The sequence below is a fragment of the Mycoavidus cysteinexigens genome, from assembly GCF_003966915.1.
Lineage (GTDB): Bacteria > Pseudomonadota > Gammaproteobacteria > Burkholderiales > Burkholderiaceae > Mycoavidus > Mycoavidus cysteinexigens.
In genome coordinates, this window is record NZ_AP018150.1 from 2,383,679 (window position 1) to 2,397,435 (window position 13,757).

Below are 13,757 nucleotides of genomic sequence, written 5' to 3' on the forward strand. Positions count from 1 at the left end.
GTCCTAGCCAGAACTTGATCTGGCAGCTATCCGGTTTGACGAGAGCAGTTGTCAGGTCAAATTCAGTTGTTCATTATTGAGATTTTATCTTGCCAAGCCGCCTTTCCGTCAATTAATGTTTGAATCGGTGTTCGACCACAGCACATTTTGCCTTGATGGTTGCGATTGTTGTTGTAATACGCCAGCCAATCATCGAGATCATTTTGCAGCAGTTCTATTCAAATCCGCTGATCCCACATTGACCTTAAATATTAGCCATCCGGTCTAGTAGGCATCATTGTCTGACGATGACAGAATGCTTAGCATTCTCCACCCCTTGGCGGCAAGCCAACCAACCAGACAATCGTTAGATGAGTCACTTATCGATGCCACATGATGGATTGTTTAAGCTCTTCTTGATGGATGTAGACATCGCCAAAGAGTTTTTGCAAATTTATTTATCTCATGATGTGCAACAACAATTTGATTTTGATACGCTAAAGCTTGCTCCAGGCGCATTTGTTGAAGATGATTTAAGTCAGCACTACTGCGATATCGTTTATTCAATCCGCCTAAGAAAAAAGCAAAGCTCAGCATATATTTTGCTTGAACATGAAAGCGCCGTGGGTAAGCTCACCCCCTTTAAACTATGGCGCTACCAAAGCGCGCTCATGAAACAACACCTTAATCAAGGTGATACGTTATTGCCTGTCGTGCTGCCGATCATTTTTTATCGAGGTGCGGGGCCTTATCGAGGTCCGCTCAGCCTGCTAGAGTGTTTTAGGGACAAGGTTTTAGCGCAAGAAATATTTGCAATAACAAAGCCTATTCAATTAATTTCTTTATCCACAATACCAGACGATATCTTAACAACACATAAACGTTGCGCAGCATTAGAACTGGCACAAAAACACATTTATAGCTTAGATTTAAAACAACTTGCACCTAAGATTTTTGAGCTTTTTGATCGCTATCCGCTAGCCATTGAAAAGAGAAAAGGATTACTATATTATCTAGCAAAAGAAGGGTATGGAATGGATCAGCAGTTTGTCCAATTCATGCTTAACGTCGCACCACATTATCGAGAGGACATTATGTCTGCTGCGCAATATTTAATTGAAGAAGGCCGGCAAAAAGGCCTACAGGAAGGCTGGCAAGACGCTATGCTCGAAACAGCTAAAAATATGTTAGCCGGAGGTATCGCATTTGATTTTATCAAACAAGTCACAAAACTTTCTGACGATACAATCACCGCGCTTAGGCCAGAAAATGAAACATGCCGCAGATGCTAATCAAACGGATATTGCCCGCTCGCTTTAGCAGGCATCATCTGTAGCAGCCGCGCGCTTTCGCACGCAGCGACAGAGGCCTCGTCCAAGGTTGCCGCAGCAAGCGTTAAATGCCCCATTTTACGGGCTGGGCGGGCTTCTTCTTTTGCATAGAGATGGAGCCGCGCCGCTGGCAATCCAAGCACCTCATGCCAGAGTGGCGTTTGTTGATGCGCCTCTCCAGCAAACCAAAGGTCTCCCAACAAATTCAGCATAACCGCAGCCGAATGTTGCCGTGTGTCGCCCAATGGCAGCCCCGTCATTGCGCGTACTTGCTGCTCAAATTGGCTGGTAGCGCAAGCATCCACCGTGTAATGCCCAGAGTTGTGTGGGCGCGGAGCCATTTCATTGGCTAATAACGAGCCATCTTCCAGCACAAAGAATTCAACACATAGAACCCCCACATAGCGCAACTGCTCAGCCAGCGCCAAAGCCGTGTGTGTTGCAACGTCAACTTGCGCTGGCGGCACATTTGGCGCCGGTGCAACCGTTTGCATTAAAATGCCATGCCGATGCGCATTGCGCACCAGGGGGTAAATAGCGGTTCCACCCTTTACGCTGCGCGCAATCAACGTCGAGACTTCATACGCAATCGGCACTTGTTTTTCAAGCACGCAGGCCACACCGCCAAGCTCAGCATAAGCATGCTGTAGTTCAACTGCGCTTGCCACCTTAATTTGGCCTTTGCCATCATAGCCAAGGCGGGCGGTTTTTAAAATACCCGGCAGAACTGAATTGAGCTGTTCATGATTAAACTGCGCTAGCCTCTCTGTCGATTCTATGATGAGATGAGGCGCAACCGCGATTCCGCAGCTCTCCATAAAACGCTTTTCTGCAATCCGATCTTGCGCAATCGCCACGCAGTGACTCGCCGGGCTAACATAGGTTGTGCGCGCTAGGTACTCAAGACTTGCCGCTGGCACGTTTTCAAACTCAGTTGAAATCGCCGTGCATAGCTGAGCAAATTCAGCTAACACAGCCTCGTCCTCGTAGGCAGCACAGAAATGACGATCCGCTACTACGCCTGCTGGACTGGCTGGATTAGGGTCCAGCACGGCTACTCGGTAACCCATGGTTTGGGCCGCAAAACAAAACATACGGCCAAGCTGGCCGCCGCCCAGTATGCCAAGCCACGCACCAGGCAAAATTGGAAAGCTAGGAGTAAACATTAGAGATTAGGCAGGGTTGCAGCGCACGCAGCATCGTGTTGTTGCTGGCGGAACAGCTCGAGTTTATGGGCGTATTCAGCAGAAACATTAGCCAATAGCGCGATGGCGAATAAAGCTGCATTGGCAGCACCTGCTTCGCCAATCGAGAAAGTCGCCACCGGCACGCCCTTTGGCATTTGCACAATTGAATGGAGCGAATCAACGCCTCTTAGATATTGACTGGGCACAGGCACACCCAGTACCGGTACTGTGGTTTTTGCGGCGAGCATACCTGGCAAATGCGCAGCGCCTCCAGCTCCGGCAATAATCGCCACCATTGAGCGCGCACGCGCATTCTGTGCATAAGCCAGCATCTCGTCCGGCATACGGTGGGCGGAAAGAACTTGGGCCTCATACTGCACATCAAACTCTTTTAGAATTTGCACCGCATGCCGCATGACTTCCCAGTCCGAGACTGAACCCATTACCACGCCTATCAACGGCTGCTGTCGCCGGTCATTTTCCATCTGCTTAGCCTTGCATTAGCTGGTTAAATTGCGCCCGTTAAGCGCTCAAGCGCTTCGTGATATTTTGCGGCTGTTTTTTCGATCACAGCAGCCGGCAATGTAGGAGCCGGTGGAGTTTTTGACCAAGACTGCGTCTCGAGCCAATCGCGCACGAACTGCTTATCAAACGAAGGGGGATTTCCACCAATCTGGTATTGGTCAGCCGGCCAGAAGCGCGATGAATCCGCCGTTAGAACCTCGTCCATCAGGTGCAAAACCCCGTTTTCATCTAGGCCAAATTCAAATTTAGTATCCGCAATAATAATCCCGCGGGTTGCCGCATATTCCGCAGCTTCACGGTAAAGCAGTAAGCTAAGATCGCGGATTTGCGCCGCCAATGCCGGTCCAATTAATGCTTCAACCGCAGCAAAAGAAATATTTTCGTCATGCTCACCGAGATTGGCTTTGGCCGCTGGCGTAAAAATCGGCTGCGGCAATTGTTGGGCATTTTTCAGGCCAGCGGGTAGAGCAATTCCACATACCGCCCCGGTTGCTTGGTAGTCTTTCCAACCACTACCTGCTAGGTAACCACGCACCACCGCTTCAACCAAAATGGGCGTTAGCCGCTTAACCACCACCGCGCGACCTTTAACTTGTTCAAGTTCGTCAGGAGCGACAACTGTTTCAGGCGCAATCCCGGTTAAATGGTTGGGGACATGATGCGCAAACCGCGCAAACCAGAAATTTGACATCTGATTAAGAACCCAGCCTTTACCAGGAATGGGTTCACTCAGTATCACATCAAACGCTGAGATGCGATCGGTCGTAATAATCAGTAGTTTATCTTTGCCTAGCGCGTAATTGTCGCGGACTTTGCCGCTGCCTAATAAACTGAGCGAAGACAGTGCTGACTGATAAAGCGTAGAGGACGACATAAAAAATATTTTGCCTATGTGCAAGTGCGCTAAGTCTTACCGCACCTGTTGCGCAAGCTCGCCTTTTTGATAACGTTGCGCCATTTTTTCAAGCGGCATGGATTTAATTTTGCTCGCCTGCCCTTCACAGCCAAAAGCCAAATAGCGGGCTTTGCAGATCGCTTGCGCAGCAGCGCGAGCAGGTTTTAAATATTCGCGCGGATCAAATTTGCTGGGGTTCTCAGCTAAGAAGCGGCGCACCGCCCCTGTCATAGCCAGCCGCAAATCAGTATCAATATTGATTTTACGCACACCGTGGCGAATGCCTTCTTGAATTTCTTCAACCGGTACGCCATAAGTTTGTTGCATGTCACCGCCAAACTCTCGGATTTCAGCCAATAATTCTTGGGGCACCGAAGACGAGCCATGCATCACTAAATGCGTGTTTGGCAAACGCTGGTGAATTTCTTTGATGAGCTCAATCGCCAGAATATCGCCGGTTGGCTTTTTAGTGAATTTATAAGCGCCATGCGATGTACCGATCGCAATCGCCAGTGCATCACATTGGGTCTGCCGGACAAAATCAGCCGCTTGCTCTGGATTGGTTAAGAGTTGCTCACGGCTCATTGCGCCTTCAGCGCCATGACCATCTTCTTTATCGCCACGCATCGTCTCGAGCGAACCTAAACAACCTAATTCAGCCTCGACTGTCACCCCAATGGCATGCGCAAAATCCACCACTTTTCTTGAAACCGCTACATTGTATTCATAAGAAGCAATCGTTTTGCCATCTTCCTGCAGCGAGCCGTCCATCATCACGCTCGTAAAACCACTGCGAATCGCGCTTAAACAAACTGCTGGCGATTGACCATGATCTTGATGCATAACCACCGGTAGATGGGGGTAAGCCTCAACCGCGGCTTCAATTAAGTGACGCAAAAAGGCTTCGCCAGCATATTTGCGAGCACCGGCTGACGCTTGCATAATCACGGGTGCATTGACTTCATCAGCCGCTGCCATAATCGCTTGTACTTGCTCTAAGTTATTTACGTTATAGGCTGGCAGCCCATAACCTTCTTCAGCCGCATGGTCAAGCAATTGGCGCATGGATACGAGAGGCACGTGCTTTCTCCTTAATTCAAATCTATAAAATTACGTTTATGCATCCACTCACCGGCGCGCAACCAAGCGTGCCCAATCGCCATGGCAATCCTGAGTGGCGCAACCCATCGGTAAAAATCAATCTACCGATTCTAAGCAAGTCTTAAGCGCCTCTACGGCAGGCAGCGTTTTGCCCTCAAGGAATTCAAGAAAAGCGCCGCCACCGGTTGAAATATAACCTATTTGTTCAGACACGCCATATTTTGCAATAGCCGCCAATGTATCGCCGCCCCCTGCGATGGAAAATCCAGCAGAGTCAGCAATGGCTTGCGCCAGCGCTTGAGTCCCATGACCAAAGGCATCTAACTCAAACACCCCCACCGGGCCATTCCAGATGATCGTGCCAGCCTTAGCCAGTAGCGCTGTCAACTGGCCCATGCTAGCGGGACCCAGATCGAGGATTAAGTCATCTTCCGCTACTGTATGGGCCGACTTGATTTCAGGTTGGGCTGTGGCGTTCAGCGTTTTTGCCGTCACCACATCAAGTGGAATAGGTACCGCTGCGCCACGTTGTTGCATCAATTCAATGATTGCCTTAGCTTCGCTGACTAAACTTGCTTCAGCCAGTGATTTACCAATTGGCAAACCCGCTGCTAACATAAATGTATTCGCAATCCCACCCCCCACAATCAACTGATCGACTTTATGCGCCAGCGACTTCAAAATGGTGAGTTTGGTCGATACTTTTGAACCACCAACAATGGCCACAAGCGGCCGCTTAGGTTGCTCCAGCGCGCGTTTCAATGCGCTTAATTCACCCGCAAGCAAAGGCCCTGCCGCCGCGATTGGCGCATATTTTGCGATACCATGGGTAGATGCTTCGGCGCGATGCGCGGTGCCAAATGCATCATTAATATATATATCGCATAGCGCCGCCATTTTCTGGGCGAGAGCATCCGCATTAGCTTTTTCTCCTGGATTGGCCCGGCAGTTCTCAAGCAGCACGAGTTGCCCAGGCGCAAGCTTAACGCCTGTTTCAACCCAATCCCTTATCAATGGCACAGTACGACCGAGTAACTCGCTTAAGCGCTGAGCAACGGCAGTTAAAGAATCTTCTGGTTTAAGCTGGCCTTCAACGGGCCGGCCCAGGTGAGAGGTCACCATTACCGCGGCCCCAGCAGCAAGAGCTGTAGTGATCGCAGGTAAAGAAGCACGGATGCGTGTATCGTCAGTAATGCGGCCAGTTTCATCACGTGGCACATTTAGATCGGCACGGATAAACACTCGCTTGCCGGCCAGTTTGCCAGCAGCAATCAAATCAGTAAGGCGCAGAATTTCAGGCATTAGAAGCGTAGTGCAGATCAAAGCTGCAAAAGATTGAAAAAATCATTAAACGTTAAACCCAATGTTTGCCAAATGCGCTTGGCAAAACATCATTGTTTCACTGAAAAAAGACGATATTTTACCTGTATTATGTAAGAACATCTACTTTGCAGAAAACTGATATATCACCCCGCATGCAAAGGATGGGGTGATTTTCGATAAACGACGAAAAGTAGTCAGCGTTCGCGAAGAGTCGATCGGCAAGCGAAGGAAAACTTTTAACCATTTTTCGCGCTACGCTAGATGAATGCAATAACGTCTGATTTATAATAACAGGCCTCAATCTTCAACCGCTGCACTTAGGAACCTCATTATGTCAATGGCAGACCGCGACGGCAAAATCTGGATGGATGGTCAGTTGATTGATTGGCGCGCAGCCAATATCCATGTCCTCACCCATTCGTTGCACTATGGCATGGCTGTGTTTGAAGGGGTTCGTGCTTATCAAACGACGACTGGCACCGCGATCTTCCGTCTCCACGAACACACACAGCGCCTCTTTAATTCGGCAAAAATCTTCCAAATGACTTTGCCGTTTGATCAACAAACCATCTTCAATGCTCAGTGCGAAGTCGTCCGCGCTAACCAGCTTGAATCATGCTACATCCGACCGATTGCTTGGCTTGGCTCCGAAAAACTCGGGCTCTCAGCCAAGGGCAACACCATTCACGTGGCAATTGCTGCCTGGCCCTGGGGACCTTATCTCGGCGAACAAGCGTTAAGCAGCGGCATTCGGGTTAAAACTTCATCTCTGCAACGGCACCATGTCAACGTTTCACTAGTTCGCGCAAAAGCCAGCGGCTGGTATGCGAATTCAATTCTCGCTCACCAAGAAGTCAGCGTCGACGGCTACGATGAAGCACTTTTGCTTGATACCGATGGTTACGTCTCAGAAGGCTCAGGCGAGAATGTATTTATAGTTAGCAAAGGCCGACTTTACACTCCTGACCTTGCCTCTTGCCTAGATGGCATTACGCGCGATGCGGTGATGACGATAGCGCGCGCCCATCAAATTGAAGTGATTGAAAAACGCATCACCCGCGATGAGATGTATTGCGCCGATGAGGCTTTTTTTACTGGCACCGCCGCCGAAATTACGCCGATTCGAGAGCTCGATAACCGTTGCATCGGCACCGGGCAGCGTGGTCCGCTAACAGAAAAACTGCAACGTGCGTTCTTCGAAATTGTGGCCGGTAAAAACCCTGAATATACCCACTGGCTCACCTCCATTTAAAGAGAAGATAGATGATGCAAACCCCACTGCTCAAAGTTGGCATGGACGCTCTACCCGTCTTCTGCCCAAATCCTCAAATGCCCCACTGGAGTTCACATCCACGTGTTTTTATTGATGTGAGTCACGGCGAAGCAAGTTGCCCGTATTGCGGCACGCGCTATGCGCTGGACCATCACGCAACCGTGACAAGCGATACAACTTCCGTTTAACGCTAACAACGTTTTTGTTTTTTTAAGTTTGTTTGAGTGGCGCAGCCCTAGCCTCTGGCTTAGCCGCTCATCTTTTAGCCAGTCTTCCTCATGCAACGCGCACTTATCATCGCTCCCAACTGGATTGGCGATGCGCTTATGGCGCAGCCCCTTTTCATTCTGCTCAAAAAGCTACATCCGCGGATTATCCTTGATGCAATCGCACCAAACTGGGTAGCACCGATACTGGAGCAGATGCCGGAAATCAACCACGTCTACCCGACCCAGCTCGCGCACAAAAAGCTTCAATTACGGCAGCGCTGGCAGCTTGCACAAACACTACGCGCAGCCGATTACGATGCCGCTTTTATCCTGCCAAATTCAGCAAAATCCGCGTTAATCCCATGGCTGGCGCAAATTCGGCTACGCATTGGCTATCATGGCGAGCACCGGTATGGACTCATCAATGTGCGCCACCCCAATCCGCGTAAAAACGCACAGCGGCCGCCAATGGTACGCCATTACGCAGCACTGGCCTACGCACCGCACGCGGGATTGCCCGCTGAGCTGCCTGTGCCGCGCATTACGCTCGATCAGCCTAAAGCCGCACAGGCTTTGCAACGCTTTAGGCTTACTGTGCAAGCACCCCTCATCGCATTCTGCCCAGGCGCAGAATATGGTGCGGCCAAGCGCTGGCCAGTTGAACATTTTGCAACGCTGGCCCAACTGATTGCCCCTGCTTTCCCTTACGCACAAATTATTACGCTTGGCGCAGCGCAAGATGCTCTACTTGGCGCGCGCATCACTGAACAAGCGCCCCAAGTGCGTAATTTGTGCGGACAAACCACCCTCAATGAAGCGTGCGCCTTAATTGCCAGCGCCAGCGTTGTCGTGAGCAATGATTCCGGGCTGATGCACATTGCGGCTGCATTACGCCGGCCACTGCTGGCGCTTTATGGTTCAAGCGACCCACGCCATACCCCTCCCCTAACTGACCGCGCCCGAGTACAATGGTTACAACTTGAATGCAGTCCGTGTTTCGCGCGCGAATGTCCATTAGGCCATTTGAATTGCTTGCGTCAACTCAAACCAGAACATGTATTCGAGCAATTACGTGAGATGCTGCTGACAGAAAGTTAAAACGAGAATACGCCATGCCTTCCTTCACTCGCCCATTCGATACGGCTATTGACACATTACGCGCGTACTACCATGCACTCGCTGAAAGCAGACTTGAAGACATTATGGCTCTTTGGGTCGACGAGGACGCTACCAGTCTGATTACCGCTAACGGGATTCTTTTTAATGGATTAGATACGATCCGCTCTAATTTAGCCCAGCAATTTGAATATGGCGCGCCCAAGATCCAAGTGCTTGATACGCGCTCTTATGAAAGTCCGAGCACCGCAATCTATATCGTGACTGAGGCGCATAACCCGCTTAGCCAGGACGAACAGCCTAAATTGGTATTAGCAACCTATGTGCTGGTGCAAGAATGCGGCAAATGGAGAATTGCGCATATTCATGCTAGCGCAATTCCTGAGCGTACCGCTGAATCTTTTGCGAATGGCGGGTTACAGCAAAATCAAGGACCTTTGCATTAATTTCAAACCTCTGATCAGCTGGACTCAATTACACGTGCCTATTGAACGATATGAATATTGCAATCGGTCAGAGCCGGGATAAATTGAAATAAAATAAATCTCGTGTAAAAATCGAATGCCAAAATGGCAGCAATGCAGATGCTCTCTAACGAAATCTTTAAGACAATCTAGATATAATCTATGCGCTTTTTCATGCGCATAGGGGAAATTACTGATCACTAATATGGGAATCTGGCTTCATTGACAAAATGGCAAACATGCTGCACTATTGGTTTAACGAAAGCGAATGTGCCGGCCTTAAGCAATTGTTTCAGATTTAAATCGCAATACAATTTCTAAAGGAGACTACATCATGAACCAAGACATAGCCTTAGGTAAATGGAAGCAAATCGTCGGTAAAGCAAAAGTACTTTGGGGCGACCTGACAGATAATGATTTAGAAAAAGTCGAAGGCAACGCTGAAAAGCTAGCTGGGTTGATTCAAGAAAAATATGGCAAGACACGTGAACAAGCCCAAAAAGAAGTGAAGCATTTCCTCGACGACAATCGCTAGATTTAGAGTGGTGGGAATGGCCGTGCTTAATTTGTTGTTATTAAGCACGGCTTCCCATCAGTAAGTAGCCACCAATAGCCCTGCGCCAGAGGTAAGATAGGCGAACAGGGCTTTTTTTTGCGATCCAGCAGATCCATCTAGAATGGGGTAATTATCCTCATTTACGATTAAATTATCTTGAATCAATTTATATCTAAGGATTGCAGAAAAAGCCCTTCCAGTAAACTCTCCCCGTTACACCTCTGCCAAATGGTTCCTTTCCACAATGCTCAGATCATCGAGACATTTCAAAATAAATCTTTGCGTTAATACAGAAATTTTTAGCCCAATAGCTATTTCTGTTATGAAAGCCCGAGTACAGCAATCTATATCGTGACTGAGGCGCATACCCGATTAATCAGGACGAACAGCCTAAATTGATATTAGCAACCTATGTGCTAGTGCAAAAATGTGGCAAATGGAGAATCGCGCATACTCATGCTAGCGCAATTCTTGAGCGTACCGCTTACGGGTTACAGCAAAATCAAGGGCCGTTGCATTGAATTGAAGCTCCTGACCCGCCGCAATCAATTACCCATATCTATTAGAGATTATGATTATTGCAGCGAATCAAAACTAGGATAAATTAAAACAAAACAACTCTCGTGTAAAGATTGAGTGAAAAAATTAAAATATAATCTATGCGTTTTATGTGATAAAATAAATTGCTTATGTATAGCAACCCGATTACATTCGTGCTCTGGCCCGATAACATAGGTCGTTTTGGATCGAATTAATTGAGACTATCCGCTTGCGCCGGCCCGTATTAAATGACAACGGGTCCGCATTGTTTGCAAACAGCCCCATTACATCGGGCAGAAATCACATTCGTTGAGAATGACTACAATGGCACGCAGGCGGCTGTGCAATTCTTGGGTACGCTCGGGCGGCAATTGTCCGCCCAGAAAAGCGCAGACTTCTTTGGGGGACCTTAAGGATGATGACGTCAATGAGTCATATTCCACCGAGTTTTTCGTGACTCCTGTGGAGCCATTTGCAACACTCAATGAGATAAATATCACTTATTTTAGACAAACTGTCTAGAGTGAAGCCTTATGTTAAATCGAACACTCATTCCGTAGCGCAAGACGCTCCAAGGGCCTTGCGCTACGCACGGTCAATACCTTACTTTCAGCTCACGCTAAATCCGATAAGACAAACCCATCATTTGCGCCCCGTTGTTTCAACAGTGCCCGATTCATATCGCTTAACCCAACCACCCCTTCCAATAACGTATCCTTCACCATCAGCTTATTATCCGGTGGTGACATCCAACGCAGGTGCGCATGAACTCCATCCACCTCTTCTATCACCTCCCACTGCCGAACCAACTTATCGCTACCGCCAGTCAACAGATAGGAACCCTCCGGCATCGCTTTCCAGGCTATGCTATAGACCGTCCCGGTAAAATCTTGAATCACTCTTAGACACTCACCCGAAGCAACCTCCCACAGACGTACCGTCTTGTCCCAACTGCCCGATGCGATCTGCGAACCGCTCGGCGAATACACCACGCTATTAACAGAGGAGGTATGTCCTTCTAAGGTGTGCCCAGCCGCTCCGCTGTGCGCGTCCCACAGACGCGCCGTCTTGTCATCACTTCCCGATGCGATCTGCGAACCGCTCGGCGAATACACCACGCTATTAACAGAGGAGGTATGTCCTTCTAAGGTGTGCCCAGCCGCGCCGCTGTGCGCGTCCCACAGCCGCACCGTATTGTCAGAACTCCCCGATGCGATCTGCGAACCGCTCGGCGAATACACCACGCTCCAAACAGTGCCGGTATGCCCTTCTAAGGTGTGCCCAGCCGCGCCGCTGTGCGCGTCCCACAGCCGCACCGTCTTATCCCTACTGCCCGATGCGATCTGCGAACCGCTCGGCGAATACACCACGCTCCAAACAGTGCCGGTATGCCCTTCTAAGGTGCGCCCAGCCGCGCCGCTGTGCGCGTCCCACAGCCGCACCGTATTGTCAGAACTCCCCGATGCGATCTGCGAACCGCTCGGCGAATACACCACCCTATTAACAGAGGGGATATGTCCTTCTAAGGTGTGCCCAGCCGCGCCGCTGTGCGCGTCCCACAGACGCACCGTAGTGTCAGAACTCCCCGATGCGATCTGCGACCCGCTCGGCGAATACACCACGCTATTAACATCGCCGGTATGTCCTTCTGAGGTGTGCCCAGCCGCTCCGCTGTGCGCGTCCCACAGACGCACCGTCTTGTCATCACTTCCCGATGCGATCTGCGACCCGCTCGGCGAATACACTACGCTCCTAACATCGCCGGTATGTCCTTTTAAGGTGTGCCCAGCCGCTCCGCTTTGCGCGTCCCACAGCCGAACCGTCTCGTCAGAACTCCCCGATGCGATCTGCGACCCGCTCGGCGAATACACTACGCTAATAACAGACAAGGTATGTCCTTCTAAGGTGTGCCCAGCCGCTCCGCTGTGCGCGTCCCACAGCCGAACCGTACGGTCATGACTGCCCGAGGCGATCTGCGACCCGTTCGGCGAATACACCACGCTATTAACAGAGGAGGTATGTCCTTCTAAGGTGTGCCCAGCCGCTCCGCTGTGCGCGTCCCACAGCCGAACCGTACGGTCATGACTGCCCGAGGCGATCTGCGACCCGTTCGGCGAATACACCACGCTATTAACAGAGGAGGTATGTCCTTCTAAGGTGTGCCCAGCCGCTCCGCTGTGCGCGTCCCACAGCCGAACCGTACGGTCATGACTGCCCGAGGCGATCTGCGACCCGCTCGGCGAATACACCACGCTAATAACAGAGGAGGTATGTCCTTCTAAGGTGTGCCCAGCCGCTCCGCTTTGCGCGTCCCACAGCCGCACCGTATTGTCAGAACTCCCTGAGGCGATCTGCGACCCGCTCGGTGAATACACCACGCTCAAAACAGAGGAGGTATGTCCTTCTAAGGTGTAGGTTTTTTCCCAATTCGAGGTCGTATACACACGGATCTTACCGTTATCAAGGCCTACCGCACAATTTTTCCCATTCGGTGAATACGCGCAGGAATACACTGAGCTACCTTCTTGGAGATATGCCCATTCGCCAAACCGCACCCCAGCCATCTTGGCTGCGCTTAAATCCGCATGGCGAAGCCAACTATTACGAAAATTGACCTGGCTTAAATCCGCCCCTTGCAACTGCGCTGAATCGAATACCCCAAAGCTCAGATCTGCCCCGGGTATCTGGACTCCTTTTAAATCCGCTTCATTGAACTGCACCCCAGCTTTAATCAGGATCGTGATTGCGTTCGCCGCAGCAATGCTCACGCTATCCTGGCTCGTTGACGCTTTGATCCACGCCAACAGCGGTTTCAGCAGCCCTCCATTTTGCTGAACTCGCTCGACCAAAAACTGCTGGATCGCTAAATCCTCCACAACATTAAAGGTATTCAATAAGGTGACAGCATCCATTTGAACTGAAGGGCTGAGCGCTTCCCATAACACCCGCACCTGTTCTATCCAGCTTAACGGCACGGAACGATTCGATGGCCCTAATTCTGGAAAGTTTTCCAGTTCTTCCCACACCGCACGCGCCACTAAATAATCCTGGATTGATTTATGAATAAACCGATATTGCTGTTGCTGGCGAGTCAACAAAGCGCTAAAACGCAGGAGCTTTTTTCCTTCATCCTGGTTGCTCAGAAAGGCTTCATATCGTTTATCCTGCAGTATTCCACGGCTAGCGATCGGGGAATAGGCTGCTACCGTGGTTTTAGCCTTTGACATGGCTAACGCAAAGTCGGTGTTAAATGTTTGG

The 13,757-nt window shown here is 50.1% G+C and carries 12 protein-coding genes and 1 pseudogene; 7 read left to right on the plus strand and 6 right to left on the minus strand.

All coding sequences use genetic code 11. The features are described 5' to 3' along the window. Positions 1–62: 62 nt before the first annotated feature. Positions 63–218: pseudogene (locus tag MCB1EB_RS10060) on the minus strand (IS481 family transposase); the annotation flags it as partial. A gap of 147 nt (positions 219–365) precedes the next feature. On the opposite strand from MCB1EB_RS10060, the gene MCB1EB_RS10065 reads away from it, so the two are divergent. After that, positions 366–1,271: an Rpn family recombination-promoting nuclease/putative transposase gene (locus tag MCB1EB_RS10065; protein ID WP_269471776.1), complete on the plus strand. Its 906-nt coding sequence runs from the start codon at positions 366–368 to the stop codon at positions 1,269–1,271. Here MCB1EB_RS10065 and MCB1EB_RS10070 read toward each other — a convergent pair. From MCB1EB_RS10070 to MCB1EB_RS10090, 5 genes are all read right to left on the minus strand, one after another. Next, positions 1,268–2,476, minus strand: coding sequence for a 5-(carboxyamino)imidazole ribonucleotide synthase (locus MCB1EB_RS10070; protein WP_045364643.1), 1,209 nt, complete (start codon positions 2,474–2,476; stop codon positions 1,268–1,270). The two genes, MCB1EB_RS10065 and MCB1EB_RS10070, sit on opposite strands and share 4 nt — an antisense overlap. After that, positions 2,476–2,982 (minus strand): 5-(carboxyamino)imidazole ribonucleotide mutase, encoded by a 507-nt coding sequence (gene purE, locus MCB1EB_RS10075; protein WP_045364640.1) that lies wholly within the window; start codon positions 2,980–2,982, stop codon positions 2,476–2,478. The genes MCB1EB_RS10070 and purE overlap by 1 nt, the downstream gene beginning before the upstream one ends. 23 nt (positions 2,983–3,005) lie before the next feature. After that, positions 3,006–3,896, minus strand: coding sequence for a phosphoribosylaminoimidazolesuccinocarboxamide synthase (locus MCB1EB_RS10080; RefSeq protein WP_045364637.1), 891 nt, complete (start codon positions 3,894–3,896; stop codon positions 3,006–3,008). A gap of 36 nt (positions 3,897–3,932) precedes the next feature. Continuing rightward, positions 3,933–4,997, minus strand: a complete 1,065-nt coding sequence (gene fba / locus MCB1EB_RS10085; protein ID WP_026921433.1) for a class II fructose-bisphosphate aldolase — start codon at positions 4,995–4,997, stop codon at positions 3,933–3,935. A gap of 117 nt (positions 4,998–5,114) precedes the next feature. Further along, positions 5,115–6,320, minus strand: a complete 1,206-nt coding sequence (locus MCB1EB_RS10090) for a phosphoglycerate kinase (RefSeq protein ID WP_045364634.1) — start codon at positions 6,318–6,320, stop codon at positions 5,115–5,117. A 352-nt stretch (positions 6,321–6,672) separates the two neighbouring features. Here MCB1EB_RS10090 and MCB1EB_RS10095 point away from each other — a divergent pair, with 352 nt between their 5' ends. From MCB1EB_RS10095 to MCB1EB_RS12135, 6 genes are all read left to right on the plus strand, one after another. Further along, the gene (locus MCB1EB_RS10095) at positions 6,673–7,593 is read left to right on the plus strand and encodes a branched-chain amino acid transaminase (RefSeq protein ID WP_026921435.1); all 921 of its coding nucleotides are present in this window, start codon (positions 6,673–6,675) and stop codon (positions 7,591–7,593) included. An 11-nt stretch (positions 7,594–7,604) separates the two neighbouring features. Beyond that, the gene (locus tag MCB1EB_RS10100; protein ID WP_126354020.1) at positions 7,605–7,802 is read left to right on the plus strand and encodes a zinc-finger domain-containing protein; all 198 of its coding nucleotides are present in this window, start codon (positions 7,605–7,607) and stop codon (positions 7,800–7,802) included. A gap of 90 nt (positions 7,803–7,892) precedes the next feature. Further along, complete coding sequence (gene waaF, locus MCB1EB_RS10105) at positions 7,893–8,921, plus strand: lipopolysaccharide heptosyltransferase II (RefSeq protein ID WP_045364631.1); 1,029 nt, start codon at positions 7,893–7,895, stop codon at positions 8,919–8,921. 14 nt (positions 8,922–8,935) lie between these two features. After that, positions 8,936–9,385 carry a YybH family protein gene (locus MCB1EB_RS10110; RefSeq protein ID WP_026921437.1) on the plus strand — a complete coding sequence of 150 codons (450 nt, stop codon included), beginning with the start codon at positions 8,936–8,938 and terminating at the stop codon, positions 9,383–9,385. Positions 9,386–9,737: 352 nt separating this feature from the next. Then, entirely contained in the window at positions 9,738–9,938 is a 201-nt protein-coding gene (locus MCB1EB_RS10115; protein WP_045364628.1) for a CsbD family protein, read from the plus strand. 809 nt (positions 9,939–10,747) lie between these two features. Further along, positions 10,748–10,912 carry a hypothetical protein gene (locus MCB1EB_RS12135; RefSeq protein ID WP_161566221.1) on the plus strand — a complete coding sequence of 55 codons (165 nt, stop codon included), beginning with the start codon at positions 10,748–10,750 and terminating at the stop codon, positions 10,910–10,912. Positions 10,913–13,757: the final 2,845 nt, after the last annotated feature.

Excerpts from the sequence above, each read along its gene's own strand:
- MCB1EB_RS10065 (WP_269471776.1), top strand. The coding sequence starts at position 366 with ATGCCACATGATGGATTGTTTAAGCTCTTCTTGATGGATGTAGACATC.
- purE (WP_045364640.1), bottom strand. The coding sequence starts at position 2,982 with ATGGAAAATGACCGGCGACAGCAGCCGTTGATAGGCGTGGTAATGGGT.
- MCB1EB_RS10090 (WP_045364634.1), bottom strand. The coding sequence starts at position 6,320 with ATGCCTGAAATTCTGCGCCTTACTGATTTGATTGCTGCTGGCAAACTG.
- MCB1EB_RS10080 (WP_045364637.1), bottom strand. The coding sequence starts at position 3,896 with ATGTCGTCCTCTACGCTTTATCAGTCAGCACTGTCTTCGCTCAGTTTA.
- MCB1EB_RS10115 (WP_045364628.1), top strand. The coding sequence starts at position 9,738 with ATGAACCAAGACATAGCCTTAGGTAAATGGAAGCAAATCGTCGGTAAA.
- MCB1EB_RS10110 (WP_026921437.1), top strand. The coding sequence starts at position 8,936 with ATGCCTTCCTTCACTCGCCCATTCGATACGGCTATTGACACATTACGC.
- MCB1EB_RS10095 (WP_026921435.1), top strand. The coding sequence starts at position 6,673 with ATGTCAATGGCAGACCGCGACGGCAAAATCTGGATGGATGGTCAGTTG.
- MCB1EB_RS10100 (WP_126354020.1), top strand. The coding sequence starts at position 7,605 with ATGATGCAAACCCCACTGCTCAAAGTTGGCATGGACGCTCTACCCGTC.
- MCB1EB_RS12135 (WP_161566221.1), top strand. The coding sequence starts at position 10,748 with ATGACAACGGGTCCGCATTGTTTGCAAACAGCCCCATTACATCGGGCA.
- waaF (WP_045364631.1), top strand. The coding sequence starts at position 7,893 with ATGCAACGCGCACTTATCATCGCTCCCAACTGGATTGGCGATGCGCTT.
- MCB1EB_RS10070 (WP_045364643.1), bottom strand. The coding sequence starts at position 2,476 with ATGTTTACTCCTAGCTTTCCAATTTTGCCTGGTGCGTGGCTTGGCATA.